The organism is Hydrogenophaga palleronii (genome assembly GCF_031457455.1).
In the GTDB taxonomy this organism is placed as follows: Bacteria; Pseudomonadota; Gammaproteobacteria; order Burkholderiales; family Burkholderiaceae_C; genus Hydrogenophaga; species Hydrogenophaga palleronii_A.
The window spans coordinates 123462-142605 of the sequence record NZ_JAVDWU010000012.1 but is presented as its reverse complement, the minus strand read 5'-3'; the positions used below and the strand labels follow the sequence as shown (position 1 = coordinate 142605).

At 66.4% G+C, this 19144-nt stretch carries 10 protein-coding genes; 6 read left to right on the top strand and 4 right to left on the bottom strand.

Going from position 1 to position 19144, the window contains the following annotated elements; translation table 11 throughout:
* Positions 1-176: 176 nt before the first annotated feature.
* Positions 177-1460 (bottom strand): lysophospholipid transporter LplT, encoded by a 1284-nt coding sequence (lplT, locus tag J2W49_RS22975; protein WP_310321592.1) that lies wholly within the window; start codon positions 1458-1460, stop codon positions 177-179.
* A 231-nt stretch (positions 1461-1691) separates the two neighbouring features.
* On the opposite strand from lplT, the gene alr reads away from it, so the two are divergent.
* The 5 genes from alr to J2W49_RS22950 all read left to right on the top strand — a co-directional run bounded on the left by alr (position 1692) and on the right by J2W49_RS22950 (position 9402).
* Positions 1692-2837 (top strand): alanine racemase, encoded by a 1146-nt coding sequence (gene alr / locus J2W49_RS22970; protein ID WP_310321590.1) that lies wholly within the window; start codon positions 1692-1694, stop codon positions 2835-2837.
* Between the two features lie 417 nt (positions 2838-3254).
* A complete protein-coding gene (locus J2W49_RS22965) occupies positions 3255-4430 on the top strand; it encodes an efflux RND transporter periplasmic adaptor subunit (protein ID WP_310321588.1) in 1176 nt (391 codons plus the stop codon).
* Between the two features lie 26 nt (positions 4431-4456).
* Positions 4457-7708 carry an efflux RND transporter permease subunit gene (locus J2W49_RS22960; RefSeq protein ID WP_310321586.1) on the top strand — a complete coding sequence of 1084 codons (3252 nt, stop codon included), beginning with the start codon at positions 4457-4459 and terminating at the stop codon, positions 7706-7708.
* A gap of 128 nt (positions 7709-7836) precedes the next feature.
* Entirely contained in the window at positions 7837-8061 is a 225-nt protein-coding gene (locus J2W49_RS22955) for a YgaP family membrane protein (RefSeq protein ID WP_310321584.1), read from the top strand.
* A gap of 288 nt (positions 8062-8349) precedes the next feature.
* Positions 8350-9402 carry an SLAC1 family transporter gene (locus J2W49_RS22950; protein WP_310321582.1) on the top strand — a complete coding sequence of 351 codons (1053 nt, stop codon included), beginning with the start codon at positions 8350-8352 and terminating at the stop codon, positions 9400-9402.
* Between the two features lie 34 nt (positions 9403-9436).
* Here J2W49_RS22950 and J2W49_RS22945 read toward each other — a convergent pair whose 3' ends face one another.
* The gene (locus tag J2W49_RS22945) at positions 9437-9838 is read right to left on the bottom strand and encodes a tellurite resistance TerB family protein (RefSeq protein ID WP_310321579.1); all 402 of its coding nucleotides are present in this window, start codon (positions 9836-9838) and stop codon (positions 9437-9439) included.
* Positions 9839-10424: 586 nt separating this feature from the next.
* On the opposite strand from J2W49_RS22945, the gene J2W49_RS22940 reads away from it, so the two are divergent.
* Positions 10425-11303 (top strand): heme-dependent oxidative N-demethylase subunit alpha family protein, encoded by an 879-nt coding sequence (locus J2W49_RS22940; RefSeq protein ID WP_310321577.1) that lies wholly within the window; start codon positions 10425-10427, stop codon positions 11301-11303.
* A gap of 86 nt (positions 11304-11389) precedes the next feature.
* Here J2W49_RS22940 and J2W49_RS22935 read toward each other — a convergent pair whose 3' ends face one another.
* Together J2W49_RS22935 and J2W49_RS22930 are read right to left on the bottom strand one after the other, a co-directional pair.
* Positions 11390-12697 (bottom strand): sensor histidine kinase, encoded by a 1308-nt coding sequence (locus J2W49_RS22935; RefSeq protein ID WP_310321575.1) that lies wholly within the window; start codon positions 12695-12697, stop codon positions 11390-11392.
* Positions 12694-19044, bottom strand: a complete 6351-nt coding sequence (locus tag J2W49_RS22930) for a PAS-domain containing protein (RefSeq protein ID WP_310321572.1) — start codon at positions 19042-19044, stop codon at positions 12694-12696. The genes J2W49_RS22935 and J2W49_RS22930 overlap by 4 nt, the downstream gene beginning before the upstream one ends.
* Between the last annotated feature and the right edge of the window lie 100 nt (positions 19045-19144).

Here is a 19144-nt window from a genome sequence, read left to right as displayed (position 1 = left end):
TCGCCTTTGCCGTTTGGCGCACCGGCAAACCGTTTGATCCGCAACGCATACCCCAGTCGCTTGACAACAAACCATAGAACCTTTGCCGGGCCACTCGCGCCGTCCCCACTCCAAGCGCCGCAGGCGCGCCAGAGAGGGGGGAAGCCGCGTCAGCGGCGCAGGGGGGAGTACCGAATTCAGCCGTGCAAGTCGTCCCGGCGCGCGATTTCCAGCAGGCGTTCCAGTTCGTGCGGGTGTGTGCGTTGGTTGTGGCGGTGCCACAGCGCAATTACGCCCATGAAGCCGGCCACCAGCACGCCGAAGGCGGTGATGGCCATGAAGGCCGACCAGCCCATGGCAGTGGAGAAGCTGTAGAGCGCGCCCAGCAGCAGAATGCAGGCCTGTTCGTTGAAGTTCTGCACCGCAATCGAACGGCCGGCGCCCATGAGGTTGTGGCCCCGGTGCTGCAGCAGGGCATTCATGGGCACCACCAGGAAGCCGCCCAGGCCGCCCAGCAGCACCAGGAACGGCGCGGCGACCCACACGTTGTCGATGAAGTTCATCAATATGACCAGCACGCCCATGGCGATGCCCAGCGGCATGACCCGGGTGGCCTGGTCCAGCCGCATGCGCATCGACGCCACTACCGCACCTACCGCCGTGCCCAGGGCCACCACCCCCACCAGCGAGGAGGCTTGCGTGGTGCTGTAGCCCAGCGCGGCGCCGGCCCACGCCAGCACGATGTAGCGCAGGTTGCCCGACACGCCCCAGAACAGGGTGGTGGTGGCCAGTGAGATCTGGCCGAGGCGGTCGCGCCACAGGCGCGAGTTGCAGCGCCAGAAATCGGGCAGCAAGGCCAGCGGGTTCTTCGGCATCATCCGGGGCGTGACGCCGGTCAGCGGAATGCGGGTGTTGAACCAGGCCGCCAGGGCGTACACACCCACCAGAGCGGCCACCGCAGCTTCGGCCGGTGTGGCGATCCCGGTGTCAACCCATGGCACATTGATGGACAGCAGCAAGCCCGACAGCCAAGGACCCACCAGCTGCCCACCCAGCAGCACGCCCAGAATGATCGACGCAATGGTCAGGCCTTCGATCCAGCCATTGGCCTTGACCAGTTGGGATGGCGGCAGCAATTCGGTGAGGATGCCGTATTTCGCCGGCGAGTACGCCGCAGCCCCCAGCCCCACCAGGGTGTAGGCCAGCAAGGGGTGCACCCCGGTGAGCATGAGCAGACAGCCCACCACCTTGATGGCGTTGCTGATGAACATGACCTGGCCCTTGGGCCTGGCGTCCGCAAACGCCCCCACAAACGGCGCCAGCACCACATAGAACAGCGCAAACAGCGGCACCAGGGCCGCGCTCTGCCATTCGGGCGCCCCGCGTGTGCGCAGCAGTTCGATGGCGGCCACGAACAGCGCGTTGTCAGCCAGGGAGCTGAAAAACTGCGCCGTCATGATGGTGTAGAAGCCGCGCTTCATGGCGATGAATTTAGGGCCCGGGTGGGTGGGCAGAGGGGGTGTGCGGCGGCGCTTTTGTGCGAAAGTTCGACGTCTGGTCTCCAGCGATGGCGGGTTATAGCACGCCAAATGTGACAGCTTGTAAGCGCGGGTGTGCCGAAATGGACATCTGCGCAGGCCTTTTGTCTGAAGCAGGTCACGATCCGTCCGGCATTGAGACTTTTCCAACAACCCCGGTTCCATCTACCCACCATGCCGCGTCCCATTCTGGCCACCGTGCACCCCGAGGCCCTGCGCCACAACCTGCAGCGTGCACGCGATTGTGCGCCCGACGCCCGGGTGTGGGCGGTGGTAAAGGCCAATGCCTACGGTCATGGCATCGAACGCTGTTTTGACGCGCTGCGTTCGGCCGACGGCTTTGCGCTGCTGGACCTGGCCGAAGCCGAACGCCTGCGCGCATTGGATTGGCGCGGTCCGGTGCTGTTGCTGGAGGGCGTTTTTGAGCCCCGCGATCTGGAACTGTGCTCGCGGCTGCACCTGTGGCACACGGTGCACTGCACCGAGCAGATCGACTGGCTGGCGGCGCACAAGACCCAGGTCCCCCACCGTGTGTTTCTCAAGCTCAATTCGGGCATGAACCGCCTGGGCTTCAAGCCGGCCGCCTTCCGCGCCGCGTGGGCACGTCTGAACGCACTGCCCCAGGTGGACGAAATCTCGTTGATGACCCACTTCAGCGACGCAGACGGCGCCCGCGGCATTGCCCACCAGCTGGCGGCCTTTGAGGCAGCCACCGCCGACCTGCCCGGCGAGCGCAGCCTGTGCAACAGCGCGGCCATCCTGCGCCATGCCGCCGTCGCGTTGAAGAGCCGTTCCGGTGAAGCCGCCACCGAGGTGCTGGCGTCCGACTGGGTACGCTCCGGCATCGCCACCTACGGCGGTGCCCCTGACCATCCGAACCGCACCGCCGCCGACTGGAATCTGCAGCCTGCCATGACCCTGAGCAGCCGCCTGATCGGCGTGCAGGAACTGGAGACCGGCGACACCGTGGGGTATGGGTCGGCCTTCACCGCAGACCGGCCCATGCGCGTGGGGGTGGTGGCTTGTGGATACGCCGATGGGTATCCGAGGCACGCGCCCACCGGCACGCCCATCCTGGTGGACGGGGTGCGCACGCGGGTGGTAGGGCGGGTGAGCATGGACATGATCACGGTCGACCTCTCGCCGTTGGACGAAGCGGGTCACGCCTGCGGTGTGGGCGAGGAAGTGGTGCTGTGGGGACGCAGCGAGAGCGGGGCGGTGCTGCCGGTGGACGAGGTGGCGCATGCGGCGGGCACGATTTCTTATGAGCTGCTTTGTGCGGTGGCGCAGCGGGTGCCGTTTGCGGCGGGAGAGGGCTGAGGGGGCTGGAAGGAAGTCCCCCCGCGCCGCCTTCGGCGTGCCTTGCAGGCCGCGACATCGTCAGAGCCGATATCTCTTCGGGCTGTCCAAGTCTGCGCAGGCAGACTTGGAGCCGCAGCCCTCAGCCCCTGGAAGGGGGCGCACCCAGTGGCCCGGCAAGCCGGTTCCACGGGTGCCCTGGAAGAACACCTCCTCGCCGTAGGGCGCTATGCCACGTCCTCCCCCAGCGGGGATGAGAGAGAAGCCACCTGTGTTCCCGGTGACGCCCATTTCTGCGCCCTCCATGGACGCCCCCCAGTCTGCACATCACGACCATCGGAGATCTCCATTACTGGGTCCCGAAACGCTGCTTGAATCGCCACTGACTTGTACCCCTAGGGGTATACGTGTATACTCCTGACTGTACAGGAGAACACCATGTCCAGCCCCGCGCATTTCCCTCTCAACGGCCTACTCCCCAGCGCAGTTCGGGCGTTCACGCCCAACGTGTCGCGCACTTTCGTGTCTGGCGCCTTGTCGCTCGCGCTGTTGTCTGGTGTGCTGCTCTCGATGGGTGGCATGGCGCATGGAGCCGATCAGGCCAGGGTGGTGGAAAGCGCGCAGGTACCGGTGGTCACACTGGGCTCGCGTGCCGTGGGCTCGGGGTTGGCACTCGACGGCAGCCTGCAGGCGGTGCGGCAGAGCACCCTGTCGGCCCAGGCCAGTGGGCGCATCGCCGAACTGCGGGTGAAGGCGGGCGATCGTGTCAAGGCCGGGCAGGTGCTGGCGGTGGTCGATGACCGCGCCACGCAGGTCGGTGTGGCGCAGGCCCAGGCGGGGTTTGCGCAGGCCGACGCCCAGTTGGCCAACGCCCGTGCCCACTTTGAGCGCACCCGCGAGCTGCGGGAAAAAGGCTTCATGGCCCAGGCCGCGCTGGACACGGCACAAGCCCAGTTGCGCGCCGCCACAGCGGGGGTGGCAGCCGCGCGCGCTGGCCAAGCACAGTCGTCGCTGGCACAGGGCTTTACCCGACTGACCGCGCCTTACGATGGCTGGGTGCTGCAAACGCATGCCGAAGCCGGCACGCTGGCCATGCCAGGTTCGCCGGTGGTCACGGTCTACGCGCCGCAACCGATCCGCGTGGTGGTGCATGTGCCAGCGTCCCAACAGGCGCTGGCGCTGGTCGCTCAGCGCGTGGAAGTGCTGCTTCCCGGTGCCGAGGGCCGTTGGGTGACGCCAGAGAAACGCACCAGCCTGCCGGCGGCCGACGCCGTGTCGCAAACCGTTGAATGGCGGCTGGACCTCAGCGAGGCCGACGGTGCCGACCAGGTCCCCGGGCGCAATGTGCAGGTGCGCTTTGTGGGTGCAGCAGTGGCCAATGCGCCGCAACGGCTTCTGGTGCCCGCATCGGCGGTGCTGCGTCGCGGCGAATTGACGGCCGTGTACCTGGCCATCGCAGAAGGACAACCCACCGCCTTCGTGCTGCGCGCGGTGCGCCTGGGTGCGGACCATGGCGACGCGGGTGTGGAAGTGCTTTCAGGCCTGCGCCCCGGTGACCGGGTCGCGCTCGATCCGGTGCGCGCCGGGTTGAGTAGCGCGCAGGTGGCCCAGTGAGTTCGATCACACCTGAGAACACGGCCATGAACCACTCCAACGCCACATCCACCGCACCTGAAAAGCTTGGCTTTTCCGGCTCGGTGGCGCGCATGTTCCAGAGCAACGCCATCACACCGCTGCTGGCGTTGGTGGCACTGTTGCTGGGCCTGTTCGCCGTGATGGTCACGCCACGCGAGGAAGAGCCTCAGATCAACGTGACCATGGCGAACGTGCTCATCCCGTTCCCCGGCGCGTCGAGTGCCGACGTCGCACAGATGGTGGCGGTTCCGGCCGAACACGTGTTGTCGCAGATCCAGGGTATTGAGCACACCTATTCGGTGGCCCGCCCCGGCATGGCGGTGCTCACCGTGCAGTTCCAGGTGGGGGTGCCCCGCACCGAGGCGCTGGTGCGCCTGTACGACGTGCTCAATGCCAACCAGGACTGGCTGCCCCAGGGCCTGGGCGTGATGGCGCCGATCGTCAAACCCAAAGGCATCGACGATGTACCGGTACTGGCCGCCACGCTGTGGAGCCCCGACGCCGACAGTGCGCACGACCTGGAGCGTGTGGCCCACGCCTTGGAGAGCGAACTCAAGCGCGTGCCAGGCACGCGAGAGGTCGAAACCATTGGCGGCCCGGGCCGTGCGGTGCACGTGTGGCTGGACCCGGCTCGACTGCGCGAACGTGGCGTGAGCGTGCAGGCCCTGCATGGCGCTGTTGCGTCGGCCAACCAGGCCATGCCAGCGGGCACCGTGGCCAATCCGGACGCCGCTGCGCGAGAGCCCGGCATGCTCAGCGTGCAGACGGGCGACTTCCTGCAGAACGAGCAGGATGTGGGCGACATCGTGGTCGGCGTGAGCCAGGGACGTCCTGTGTACCTCCGTGAGGTGGCGCGGGTGGAGGCCGGGGCGAAGCTGCCCCAGAACTATGTGTGGTTCACGCCTGGTGCGGCCGCCGACCCGGAACAGGCCGCACAGGCCGGCCAGAGGTACCCGGCCGTCACGATCACCGTCACCAAGAAGCCCGGTGAAAACGCGGTCGACGTGGCGCAGGGTGTGCGCGAGCGCCTGGACAACCTGAAGAACAGCGTGATCCCCGACAACGTCGAGGTCAGCATCACGCGCGACTACGGCCAGACGGCCGCCGACAAGGCCAACAAGCTGATCCAGAAGCTGATCTTTGCCACCGGCAGCGTGATCATTCTGGTGGGCCTGGCGCTGGGCCGGCGCGAAGCCATCATCGTGGGCGCGGCCGTGATCCTCACCCTGACCGCCACGCTGTTCGCCAGCTGGGCCTGGGGCTTCACGCTGAACCGCGTGTCGCTGTTCGCGCTCATCTTCTCCATCGGCATCCTGGTGGACGACGCCATCGTGGTGGTGGAGAACATCCACCGCCACCGCGGCCTCACGCCCGACGCGCCGCTCGCCGAGATCATTCCGCGCGCGGTCGATGAAGTGGGCGGCCCCACCATCCTGGCCACCTTCACGGTGATCGCGGCCCTGCTGCCCATGGCTTTTGTGAGCGGGCTGATGGGCCCGTACATGAGCCCGATCCCGATCAATGCCAGCATGGGCATGGCGATCTCGCTGGCCATTGCGTTCACCGTCACGCCATGGCTGGCCTTGAAATTGACCAAGACGTCGGGCAGCAACGCCCATGCGCACGGCCCGAGCAAGTTGAACAGCGCCCTGCAGCGGCTGTTCACCCGCGTGCTCACGCCGTTCCTGCAGAGCGCGAAAAAGCGCTGGTTGCTGATGGCGGGCATTCTGGTGGCGCTCATGCTTTCCGTCGGCCTGACCCTGGTGCAGTGGGTGGTGCTGAAGATGCTGCCCTTCGACAACAAGAGCGAGTACCAGGTGGTGCTCGACATGCCAGCCGGCACACCGCTGGAAGACACCGCCGCCGCGCTGCAGGACATGAGTACCTGGCTGGCCACACAAAAAGAAGTGGCGAATGTGCAAGGCTACGCCGGCACCGCCAGCCCCATCACCTTCAACGGCCTGGTGCGACAGTACTACCTGCGTGCCGACGCCGAAGGTGGCGACCTGCAGATCAATCTGGTGGCGGCAGGCGAGCGCAGCGAACAAAGCCACGCCATCGCCCAGCGCCACCGCATTGAACTGGAGAAGATCGCCGCAGCACACGCCGCCCGCATCAAGGTGGTCGAAGTGCCACCAGGCCCGCCCGTGCTTTCGCCCATTGTGGCCGAGGTGTACGGGCCCGACGAAGCCGGCCGGGCCGAACTGGCACGCCGCGTGGCCAAGGCCTTTGGCGACACGCCAGACATCGTCGGCATCGACACCACGTTGAAAGAAGACGCACCGCGCGCCTTCCTGCGCATCCAGCGCCAGCGCGCCGAATCGCTGGGCATCCCGGCGCAGGTGATCGCGCAGACGGTGCACGCCGCGCTCTCCGGCACCGACGCTGCCTACTTGCACGACGGTCAGTCGCGCTACCCGGTGCCGGTGCGTCTGCAGCTGCCGCGTGATGCCCAGGTGGGGCTGGACAGCTTGCTGGCCCTGCCCATGCAGGCCGCGGGCGGACGCATGGTGCCCTTGTCTGAACTGGTGCAGGTGGAGCGTGGCGTGACCGACCAACCCCGCTTCACCAAGAACCTGTTGCCGGTCACTTATGTGATGGGCGACATGGCGGGCGCGCAGGACTCACCCCTGTACGGCCTGTTCGCCATTCGCAGCCAGCTCGACGCTGCTGCCTTGCCCAACGCTGGTGAGCTGGGCGAATACTGGATCAGCCAGCCCGATGACCCCTACCGCCAGTACGCCATCAAGTGGGACGGCGAATCGCAGATCACGTACGAGACCTTCCGCGACATGGGCGCCGCCTACGGCGTGGGCCTGATCCTGATCTACCTGCTGGTGGTGGCGCAGTTCCGAAGCTACATCACGCCGCTGGTGATCATGGCGCCCATTCCGTTGACGATTATTGGCGTGATGCCCGGCCATGCATTGTTGGGTGCGCAGTTCACCGCCACCAGCATGATCGGCATGATCGCGCTGGCCGGCATCATCGTGCGCAACTCCATCCTGCTGGTCGACTTCATCGAGCTGGAGACCGCGCGCGGCCTGGCCTTTGCGGACGCGGTGGTGCAGTCTGCCGCGGTGCGCGCGCAACCCATTGCGCTGACCGGCCTGGCCGCCATGATGGGCGCCTTCTTCATCCTGGACGACCCGATCTTCAACGGCCTGGCCATCTCGCTGATCTTCGGCATCGCCGTGTCCACCCTGCTCACCCTGGTGGTGATTCCCGTTCTTTACTTCACTGTTTACAAGCGATGACCCCCTGCGCCGCTTCGCGTCTTCCCCCTGGAAGGGGGACCACACCAGCAGCCCGGCAAAGCCGGTTCTGCGGTGTGCGCTTGACCGAAACCCCTCACCCTTTTTTTACCTCAACAAGGAGTTTTCTTATGACCGTCGAACGTTACATACGCATCATGGCCGGCTTTGTCGTCATGCTCTCGCTCGCACTGGGCTTTGAAGGCAGCCCCATCTTCGTGAACCAGTGGTTCCTGGCCCTGACCGCCTTTGCCGGCTTCAACCTGTTCCAGTCCGGCATCACCGGATTCTGTCCACCCGCTTTTCTCTTCAGGTGGCTGGGGGTACCGGAGGGTGGCAGTGCATGTAGGAAGTGAGGCCCCCCTGCGCCGCTTCGCGTCTTCCCCCCAAAGGGGGGACGCACCCCGTGGCCTGGCAAAGCCAGTTCCACGGGTGCCCTGGAGGGGGCGCGCGCTCCGGAGAAGTGAAGCCCCCCTGCGCCGCTTCGCGTCTTCCCCCCGGAGGGGGGACGCTCCCAGTGGCCCGGCAAAGCCGGTTCCACGGGAGCCCTGGAGGGCTTCCCCTCGCTGCCGTCGCTTGGGTGGTGCTCTGCTACCTTTTTGCCTTGCTGAAGTCACCGCTGTCTTCTCTGTCCAAGGATCGACATGTCCCACCCTGCACCTTTGAAATTCCTCATGCCCGGCTGGTTCGCGCTGGTCATGGGTTTGTGTGGGCTGGCGTTGGCCTGGCACCGTGCGCAGTTCGTGCTGGGCGACATGGCTGCAGGCGTGGCGTTGTTGGTGGGTGGTGTGGCTGCTGTGGTGTTTGTTGTTCTGGCGGGGGCTTCGTTGCTGCGCGCCTCGCGCCATGCGGATGCTCTGGCCGAAGATCTGCGTCACCCTGTGCGGCATGCCTTTGTGGCGGCCGTGCCGGTGTCCTTGCTTCTGCTGGCCACAGTGGGCGTGGCGCTCGATGGCGCCAATGGTCCGCTGGCGCTGTTGTGGCGTGTGCTCTGGTGGGTGGGCAGCCTCACGCAGGTGTGGGCGACCTGGTGGGTGCTGAGTCGCTGGATCGCCCCTGCCGCCAATGCCGCGCCCGCTCAGGCGCCGGGGCAGACCGGGCTGTGGCCCGGGGTCACACCGGTGTTGTTGATTCCCGTGGTGGGAAATGTGGTGGCGCCACTGGCGGGCCTGCCCTTGGGCATCGAAGGCTGGTCTGCCGCGCAGATGGGTGTCGGGGCCTTTTTCTGGCCGGTCGTGGTGACCCTGATGCTGGTGCGGCGCCTGTCGCACAGCCCTTTGCCCGAGCGCCTGGTCCCCGCCTGGTTCATCACTGTGGCACCGCCGGCGGTGATCGGTCTCGTGTTGCTGCAGATGGGGGCGGCGTTGCCGCTGGTGCAGGCGCTGTGGGGGCTGGCGCTGTTCTTCCTGGCCTGGGTGCTGCCGCTGATCCCGCGCATCATGGCGCAGCCGTTTGGCGTGGCGTTCTGGGCGCTGTCGTTTCCGCTGGCTGCGTTCACCACGCTCACGCTGCGCCTGGCCGAACACCAGCCTGAAAGCGCCTGGCATGACGGGCTGCAGGGCTTGGGCCTGGTGTTGCTGGCGGTCACTTCCATGGCGGTGCTCTGGCTGTGTCAGGCCACCATTCGTGGCCTGCGCAGAGGATCGCTCCTGGTGCCCGAGCCGGTGGCGCAGATCGTACCGCCTCCATCTGCCTGAGGATGCAGCCCCAACCGCCGATGGGTCGCGACGGTCAGTCGCGGCTTTCCGGCACCTGGCGCCAGCTGAAGGCGAGGGTGTCGAGCATGTCGACCTCGCCGTCAGCCAGATGTCCGTCGGCGCGGGCAATGGCTTCGCAAAGGTGCCACACCCGTTCCTGCAGTTCGGGGTCCTGAACTTCGGCAATCAAACGCTGGCGGGTGGTGTCGGCCAGGTGGGTGGAACTGGTCCACTCACCGCCGGCGTCGGCCAGCAGGTCGGTGCAGAAGTCGTTGATCACGGTCTGCATCGCCGAGGGGGAGAGGCCGAGCTGGGTCGGCGCATTGTGCCGGTCCAGCGCCTTGATTTCGGCCATGGAATAGCGGCCATCGGCCACCAGCACCATGGCCAGCAGGCGCGCGGCAGCTTCGGGGCTGTTGAGGGAGTAGGGACGCATCAAAGATTTCCTTGGCTGAGAGGCTGAGACACGGCCAACCTCGGGATCAGGCCGGTTGGAGCCTGTGGGCGCTCAAGGGTTCACGCCATCTGGACGAAGGTCGCACAGCCACCAAGGGTTCGCTGTGCTAACGGGGGGACACCGGGGTGCTCCCGGGCGGACAGGTGAACTGGCAGCCGGGTGGCTTGCGGCCGACCCAGTCACCGTTGGAACACTGGATCACATCCATGGTGCAGGCCACGCCTTCGACCCCGGGGGGCAAGGCAGGCGAGGGCGCTGGCGCCGGAGCCGTAGCGGGCGGTTCGGCTGGCGCGGTGCCCGCAACCTGGGGTGCACAGGCGCCGAGCAGGTTGGCGAAAGCGATCAGGGCGGCGGACCCGGCAAGCCTGAGAGCCCGGGATGATCTGTGCGGTCGCCGGACGGGGCAGGCTGGGGAAATCATGGGGGCGTGAGAACCGTTCATGGTCCCGATTGTGCGCACAAATTGGCGCCAGAGCCCGGCGCATTGTGTCGCAAGATGTGCCCTCTGAGACTCGTTTTTTGTCCCCCTGGTCGGGGCTCGTCTGATCTGATCACGTTGATGCCGATGCACGAATACACCCCCGCAGGGGCGATGCCATGGACCGTGGCCAGCCCGTTTCGCATGCGCCCCGGGCTTGCCCACCTGACGGCAGAGGCCGTTCCCCCGGCCTTGTTTCTGCGCGATGCGCTGGCGCCCACCTATGCCAGGCAAAAGGCCAGGGTGCTGGCCACCAGGCGGTCGCAGGCCGTGCTGGGTGAGCCCGATGCCGCCGTGTTGCGGGCCGTGGCCGAAGCCTACGCCGCACAGACCGGCGTGGCGCTGGCGCCCGATCCCGACGCGCTGGCCCTGGGCATGCAGGAGGATTTCGTCGTGCTGCACGACGAGCCAGGTGAGCCAGCGAGCGCTCAGGCGCCCACCACCCTGCGCACCCGCTTCCTGTCGGTGTGCTTCCCATCCAACTGGAACCCCGCCCACAAGCTGGGCCTGGACTTCGCCGCCATCCACGCCCCCGTGGCCGACAACGCACTGCTGCAGGCGGGCGCGAGAGGCATCGTCGACATGGCGTTTCGCCAGGCGCCCATGCTGCGCCATGTGTGGCTGCTCACCCCCAGCGCGGAGCTGCCGCAGCACCCCGACACGCGTCGCCTGCGCTGGGACGATGCGCTGGCCCAGGCCGATGCGCCCAACGCCTCTGGCCGCCTGATCGACCAGCTCTGTTTTCGCGTCGAACGCCAGACCACGCTGCCATTGCCAGCACTGCGGCGGGGCGTGTTCTTCATCCGGGTGATGGTGTGCCCGCTGAACGAGTCGCTGGCCGTGGCACCGGGCCGTGCCGCCGAACTGCACGCGGCGCTGGCTTCCATGAGCGAAGCGGTGTTGGCCTACCGCGGCATGACGGCCGTGCGTGAAAGGTTGCTGGTCGAATTGGTGAACAATTTTTAGCCGACGCGCGACACGAACCGAACGAAGAAACCGCCCATCCAGAGACATCAAGGATCCGGCTATGCCGGTCCAAGATGTCGCCCCCTTCAGGGGGCCGGCGCCGACGGCGACGCAGGGGGTGGTCCATAGGCCAGCGGCAAGGTCACCGAAAAACACGAGCCCCGGTCCACGTCGGCATGCACTTCGATGCTGCCTCCGTGCAGCTCGGCGATCTGCCGGCTGATGGAAAGCCCCAGTCCGGTGCCTTCGAAGTCCTTGCGCAGGTGCAGGCGCTGGAACGGCTGGAACAGTTTGGAGAGGTGTTCAGGAGCGATGCCGATGCCGTTGTCGCTCACAGTGATACGCGCCATGTGCCCCTCTGTCTTCACCGTTACCTGCACCTCGGGCGTGCGCCCATTGGGCATGAATTTGAGGGCGTTGGCCAGCAGGTTCTGGAACAGCAGCGAGAGCAGGCTGGCGTGGCCCATCACCTTGGGAAGGGGCGCGATATGCAGGGCGCCACCGCTGTTCTGCAGCCGGGCGGCGAGCGCGTCGCGCAAGTCGTTGAGGATGGTGTCGAGCGCCACCGGCGTGTGTGGTTCGGCTTCGCCTGCCTGCTGCAGCCGCGCGTAGCGCACCACGTCGTCGAGCAAGGTGCGCATGCGCTGCCCGGCCTTGAGCACCAGTTGCAGGTAGCGCTGGGCATCTTCTGGCAGGGCCTGCGCGTGGTCTTCCACCACCAAGCCGGTGAACTGAACCATGGTGTTGAGGGGTTCGCGCATGTCGTGCGAGGCCATGCGCACGAACTGCAGCAAGCCTTGGTTGGCCAGGGCGAGATCGTCGGCGGTCTGCTTCAGCCGGGTGTGGCTGGCGCGCAGGTCGTTCATGGCCTTGGCCAGTTTGCGGCGGTCTTCTGCCGACATCTGGCGCAACTCGTCGTTGGCCAGCTTCAGGCGCAACTGGGTGCGCACCCGTGCCTGCACGATGGCGGGGCGCAGGGGCTTGGCAATGAAGTCGGCGGCGCCCTTCTCCAGCCCGGCCTGTTCGATTTTTTCTTCAGTGCAACTGGTGATCATGATCACCGGCAGATCGACCAGCAGGGCATCGAGTCGCATGGCATCGAGCACCTCGAAGCCCGAGATCCCGGGCATCTGGGCGTCGAGCAGCACCAAGTCGGGTGGCGTCTCTTGCATCAACCGAAGCGCGTCGGCGCCGTGCGTGGCAAAACGAAGTCGGCCCAGGCCCTGCAGGGTCTTGGCCAGTGCCTGGACCATGCCGGGGTCGTCGTCAACGATGAGGATGCTGGGCAGGGGGGCGGTGTCACCCGCGTCCGGCGAAGGCGCGCCGCCCATGGGCGAGGCGGCCCCAGTGGACCCGATGGACTCGGGAAAGGCGGTGTCGGATGAGGTGGTCATTTGGCAATCTCGTCGGCCAGCAGCGCAGCGGCACCGGCAAAGTCCAGGTCATTGAGTTGTCGGTTCAGTCGTTCATGCAAGGCATCGCCCAGCCGTTCGCGCAGAGCCGGTGCATGGCGCTGCACCCACTCCAGCGCGGCCAGATCCTGCTGGGCCAGCAGCGCACTGAATTCAACCAGGTCTTCTCCGGTCAAGGGGGCGTGTTCGGCAGCCGACGTCGCCGCCGGGGACAGGACATCGGTTTCCAGAAACGGGGCCGCGGCCACAGACAGGTTGTGAAGCGCACGCCCGATCACCAGCCAGTGCGGCAGCAGTTGGTCCACGGCTTCGCCGCCGCGCAGACAATTCTCGAATTCGCCGGCCGACTGGTGGAGCGCTGTGGCGGCCATCAAGCCGGCCGCGCCGCGCAACTTGTGTGCCTTGCTGGCGAAGGCGGTGCGTTGTTCAGGGCTGATCGGGTCGGGCAGCGTGGTTTGTGTCCATTCGCCAAATTCATTGAACAGGCGGCGCAGCGAGGAATGCAGCAGTGCCGGGTCGCCACTGAGGCGCTGGGCAGCGAGCCCGCTGTCGATGCCTTCGATGTCGGGCCAGTTCGCCGATGCGGTGGCGGAAGCGACCGGGTCGGCCTGCCGCACGGCGAGGGCCTGACCGGTGGCGGCTTCGATCACCTCGCGCACGGTGCGCACCAACAGCTGAGGCTCCAGCGGCTTGGTCAGGAACGCGTTCATGCCGGCGTCGATCGCGCGTCGGCGCTCCTCGGCCAGCGCGCCTGCCGTGAGCGCGATCACGGGCAATTGAAGCAGAGCGGTGTGCTGGCGCAAGCGACGGGTCGCCTCCAACCCATCCATGTCGGGCATCTGCACGTCCATCAACACCACGTCAAAAGCGTCAGGCATGGCCTCCAGCTTTTGCAGCGCCTGTCGCCCCGAACTGGCCGTCACCACGGCCGCGCCTTCGCGGCTCAGCAGGTGCGAGGCGATTTCCAGGTTGATGTCGCTGTCGTCCACCAGCAGCACACGCACATCGGGCAGCCACAGCGTGTGCTGACCCGGCATGGTGCGCAGCGGCATCACCCGATCGCTGTTGCCTTGCCGCGTGACCACGCCGTGGTTCACGGCGTTGAACAGCACCGACGCGTTCACCGGCTTGGTCAGGATGTCGCTGGCCAGTTGCCGGGTGTCCAGCTGCATCAGTTGTTCGCGTTCCGAAGCCGACACCATCAGGGCGGCCGGCAATTTCTTAAGTCCGATGCGCTCGGTCAGTTCGGCCAGCGCCTGCAGGCCGTCGATGCCGCCCATCTGCCAGTCCACCAGCATGGCGTCAGGCAAGGGCTGGCCCGATGCCGCCCGCTGCGTCATCCATTGCACCAGTGCTTCGCCCGAATCGCACACGTCGGTGCGCCAGCCGAAGGCACGTGCCATGTCGACCAGCGCGCGCCGGTCGTCTTCGGCGTCGTCCACCACCAGGATTTCCAGGCTCGCCTGGCGTCGTTCGCCAGGGATGGCGCCATCGGCCTCGGGCAGGCTCAGCGGGAGTTCGAACCAGAAACTGCTGCCTTCACCGACCACGCTGTGCAGGCCCACGCTGCCGCCCATGGCCTCGGCCATCTGCCGCACGATGGAGAGGCCCAGGCCGGTACCACCGAACTGTCGTGTGGTGGAGGCGTCGGCCTGGGTGAACGGCGTGAAGAGCCGGGCCTGCACTTCCGGCGAAATGCCCACCCCGGAATCCTGTACTTCGCCACGCAGCCGCACGCTGCCCGGTGGGTCATCTGCCTTGGCCGGCACGCCGCTCAACCGCACGCGTACACTGCCGTGCTGTGTGAACTTGAAGGCATTGCCCGTCAGGTTGTTGAGGATCTGGCGCAGTCGCATCGCGTCACCCACCAGCACGGCGGGCAGTGTCTCACTGCGCTCAACCACCAAGTGCACGCCCTTGGACTTCGACTGTTCTCGGAAGAGGTTGTCGAGGTCGTTGACCAAGCTGTCGAGGAGGAAGGGTTCCGGCAGCAGGGTCAGTTCGCCGGCCTCGATCTTGGCGAGATCGAGCACGTCGTTGACGATGCCCAGCAGCGAGCGGCTGGCCATGAGGGACTTGTCCAGCAACTGTTGCTGGTGCGCGCTGAGCGGCGTGTCGGCCAGCAGATGGGTCAGGCCGATGACCGCGTGCAAAGGGGTGCGGATCTCGTGGCTCATGTTGGCCAGGAATTCGCCCTTGGCCTGTGAGGCGGCCTCGGCCGCATCGGTGGCGCGCACCAGGTCGGTGATGTCGATGCGGAAGCCCACCGTGTGACCGTCGGGGAGCTGCCGTTCGATGACGCGCACCACCCGTCCATTGGACAGGCGCTGCACGAAGTACGCGTCACCCGAGCGGTGGGCCGCCATGCGTTCGGCAATCCAGTCGTCAAGACTCTCGTCACCCAGGACCTGAAATCCGCGCTCGGCGGAGGTGCGGATGATGTGCTCAAACTGCTGGCCCGGCAGAAGAACGTCGCGGATGCCCTCATAGAGGCTGCGGTACTTCTCGTTGCACAGCACCAGTCGGTCATCCGGGTCGTACAGCACGAAGGCCTCGTCGACGGCTTCAATGGCGCCGCGCAGCAGCGCCTCGCTGCGCGCGATGTCCTGCTCGGCGCGCTTGCGCTCGCTCATGTCGGTGTAGGTGGTCACGAAACCGCCGCCCGGCATGGGTGTGCCGCGCACCTCCAGTGGCGTGCCGTTGGGGCGCACGCGCTCGAAACGGTGGGGCACTGGGTGGCGTGCGCGCTCCAGCATTTCCTGGATCTTGGGTTCAACCGGACCATCGCCGTACTCGCCGCGCGAGGCATTGAGGCGCAGGATGTCCTCGAAGGACGGGACACCCTTCTCGAACAACGACTCCAGACTGAGCAGGCTCACGAATTGCTGGTTCCAGGCCACCAGCCGCAAATCGGCGTCGAAGGCGCTGAGCGCGCAGGGCATGTTCTCCAGAATGCTCAACTGCAGCTCGTTGATGCGGCGCATCTCGGCGTCCATGGCGTGGCGCGCGGTCACGTCCTGCAACGCACCCACAACACGGATCACCTCGCCTGTGGTGTTGCGTATGGCCTCACCCACGAAACGCACCTGGAGATGGCGGCCCTGCGCGGTGACGAAGGGCACTTCCATGTCAAAGGGCGTGCCTTCCTTGCGAACGGCCCGGAGCGCCGCCACCACACGGGGGAGTTCGCTCTCAGCAAAGAAGTCGAGCGGCCCGTTCGGTTCCGGCTGGTAGTCGGGATAGACCTCGCAGATGTCGTACATCGGTGGGGTCCAGGTCACGCTCCAGGTCGCCAGTTCGAACTGCCAGCCGCCGATACCGGCCACCCGGCCCGTGCGATCCAGCAACTCCTCGTTGCTGGCGAGGCGTTCCTGTGCCTGGTGTGCCTGTGTCACGTCCGTGTGGGTGCCGTGCAGCCATTCGGGCCGGCCATCGGCGGTGCGGCTGGTGAGGCGACCCCGGTCGAGGATCCACACCCAGTGGCCATCCTTGTGGCGCATGCGCAATTCGCATTCGTACTGATCGGTCACACCATTGAAATGGCTTTGCAGCCGGGCGTCTGCGCGCTTCTGATCTTCGGGATGCGCCAGGGAAAGCCAGATGTCGTGCGAGAGGGTGCCCAGCTCGGCCAGGGTGTACCCCAGCATTTCTGCCCAGCGCTCGTTGTAGAGCTTTTCGCCTGTCTGCACGTTCCATTCCCACGTGCCTGCGTGGGTGCCGCGAAGAATGTTGTCCAGCCGCTGCCGCTCTGCCTGCAGGCTGGCCGTGCGTTCCTGCACCTGCTGCTCCAGGTGGGTATTGAGTTCGACCACGCGCCGCTGCGCCGCGCGCTCTTCGGTGATGTCACGAACAATGGCGGCTGCACCCGCCACTGTGCCGTCGTTGCCCGTCAGTGGCGAAAGCGTGATCGAGACCTCCACCCGCCGGCCGTCGCGGGTGCGGCGCCAAACCTCCAGGGGTGCGCGGTCCAAGGCCGCGGAGGAGCGCCCGAGGATCGGGCGTGCATCCGGTTCAGCGTCTTCGGGCAAGGTCAGCGCGTCCAGGTGCTGGCCAATGGCTTCTTCAGCCGTGTAGCCAAACAGCTGCTCGGCGCCGCGGTTCCAGGACAGCACCACACCGGCGGTGTCCAGGCCGATGATGGCGTCGGTGGTCTGGTCCACGATCGCGGCCAGACGCAGCCGCTCGCTGCGGGCCTGCAGCGCACGTTCCATGCTCACCCAGTACAGGTAGAGCATCGTGACACCGGCCAAACCGATGATCAGCAGCAACAGCGCCGTGTTTCGGACATCGGCCCATGCCGCCTGGTACAGCCGGGACACGGGCACCGTCACCATGAAATGCAGCGTACCGACATTGCCCAGGCCACTGCCCTGCAGCACGGCCTGTGCGCCGAAGACCTTGCCGTTGGGTCCGCTCCATCGCGTCAACGCCCTCTCTCCGACGTTGTTGTCTGTGCCCCCTTCGACGACAGCGCGGAATTCGTCGGTCCATTTGTGAGGCAGGCCGAACTCGAACCCGAACACTTTGCTGGCGTCGGGGTGCACCAGGTAGTCGCCCTGTGCATTGGTCATGTAGATGTCCAAGCCAGACGCGTTTCTCTGCACAAACCCATCCAGAGCGCCGCGGACGTCAACGTCCAGCACGATCGCACCGATCGCCCGACCCTGCTCGTCAAACACCGGCGTGGCGTAGCGGACGGTGGGCCAGTGAGGCACGGAGAGCGCGCCGTGCTGGCGGTGGAGTTCAATGTCGGAAACCAGCACCCCGCCTGGTGGCTGCCGCAGTGCCCCTGCCAAAAACGCCGTGTCGTGGGCCGACAGGCTTCCGGCCGGTACCTGGATGCTCATGGCGGCGCTGTCGCGCTGCTCCACACGGACCAGCTCTTTTCCGTTGTCGGCCGCATGAAGAAAGCGCAGCCTGCGCACCTCGGGCGAAGATCCCAGGTAGCCCGTGAAAATCTGTTGCAGGCGCTGCTCCCATTCGGCGGATGTTGAACCCCCGGTGGGGTCGATTCCCTTGTTCTGCAGCGCACGAACCAGGCCTTGCACCGGTGGCGTGCTCGCCAGGAAGCGCAGGCTCCTGCTGCGAAATTCACGCCTTTCTTCCGTGAACTGGGCCATGCCGTTGACGACCCGCCCCAGGTCGGCATCGGTGGACCGAAGCTGCTTGTCGAGCTGGTACTGGTATTGCCAGACGCCCAGTGCGACCACCCCCAGCCCGTAGACCAGCAGCGACCGGATGGCGAGCGGGCTGCGCGCAAAGGCCAGCGGCGACAGGCTGCGTTGTCCACGCGACAGCGAGCCGAATTCGCGCTGCCGCAGTGCCGCTTCGCGCGTCCGGCGGTTCTGGCCGACCATGAAGAGCAGCAGCGCCAGCACGCTGGTGACTCCCGCACCACCGAGCCCCACTTCAATCGGCGACGTCAGGTGGCTGGCCCGCACCAAGGCTGGCGTGGCGTTGGCGGTGAGCGTCCAGGCCTGGCCGTAGACGTTCAGGAACATGCTCGCAGGCGCGATCTGCATGTTGTCGACCTGACCATGCACCGAGGTGAAGAACGGCGTGTTGCCTTCGAACTCCGACACGCTCAGGTTCAGTTCGTGTGCGCGCGAACCCAGGTCGGCCAGCACGTCGTCGAGCAGAAGCGGGGCATACACCCAGCCCACCGTGGCCGCTTCGCGCGCGCCGGGTGAGGTCGGAACCTGCCCGGTGGCGTACACCGGCAGCAGCATCAGCAGCCCCTTGCCGGGCTCGCCGCTGGCCTGTACCAGCGTGATGGGCGCCGTGATGCGTGCCTGAGCCGCACGCGCCGCGATCAAGGCCGCTTCGCGGCGATGGAACTCGGAGGCAATGTCCAGCCCGCTGGTCCCCTCATTGCCCTGTTCAGGGTAGATGTATTGAATGACAAAACGGTCGGCCTCGTTCGGTGCGAGTTCGCTGATCGTGAAGTCGGGTCGTCCATCCGCCCGTGCAGCGGCAAGGAAGGCCGCTACGTCGGCCTTGGGCACACGCCGGATGAAGCCGAATCCCCGGGCGCCGGGGAATTCGGTGGTGGCGTCGCGGCTGTCCATGTAGGCCTCGAACTGCTGGCGGGTCACGGCCACGCCCCCTGATGCAGCTATCGCGCCGCGTGCACCGCGCAGTCCATATTCATAGAGCGCAAAGCGCTCCTGTATCTGTTCGGCGATTTCAGCGGAGACACCGCGTACGCGCTCGTCCAGCGTCACCTGGTTGGCGCGCTGGATGGACCAGGCTGCCCAGCCGCTGAGCAGCAGGCCAACACACCACAAAAGGATGGACCCCGCACGAAAAGGGTCGGAAAAAGGCTTCAAGGGTCGCTTCTCCAGGCACTGTGTGCCTCGTTGTTCCCCCCCTCCGGATCGGTTCACCTCTCGCATGGACGGCACCCGGATGAGGGGTCGGCGCCTGCCA

Excerpts from the sequence above, each read along its gene's own strand:
- lplT (WP_310321592.1), bottom strand. The coding sequence starts at position 1,460 with ATGAAGCGCGGCTTCTACACCATCATGACGGCGCAGTTTTTCAGCTCC.
- alr (WP_310321590.1), top strand. The coding sequence starts at position 1,692 with ATGCCGCGTCCCATTCTGGCCACCGTGCACCCCGAGGCCCTGCGCCAC.
- J2W49_RS22965 (WP_310321588.1), top strand. The coding sequence starts at position 3,255 with ATGTCCAGCCCCGCGCATTTCCCTCTCAACGGCCTACTCCCCAGCGCA.
- J2W49_RS22960 (WP_310321586.1), top strand. The coding sequence starts at position 4,457 with ATGAACCACTCCAACGCCACATCCACCGCACCTGAAAAGCTTGGCTTT.
- J2W49_RS22955 (WP_310321584.1), top strand. The coding sequence starts at position 7,837 with ATGACCGTCGAACGTTACATACGCATCATGGCCGGCTTTGTCGTCATG.
- J2W49_RS22950 (WP_310321582.1), top strand. The coding sequence starts at position 8,350 with ATGTCCCACCCTGCACCTTTGAAATTCCTCATGCCCGGCTGGTTCGCG.
- J2W49_RS22945 (WP_310321579.1), bottom strand. The coding sequence starts at position 9,838 with ATGCGTCCCTACTCCCTCAACAGCCCCGAAGCTGCCGCGCGCCTGCTG.
- J2W49_RS22940 (WP_310321577.1), top strand. The coding sequence starts at position 10,425 with ATGCACGAATACACCCCCGCAGGGGCGATGCCATGGACCGTGGCCAGC.
- J2W49_RS22935 (WP_310321575.1), bottom strand. The coding sequence starts at position 12,697 with ATGACCACCTCATCCGACACCGCCTTTCCCGAGTCCATCGGGTCCACT.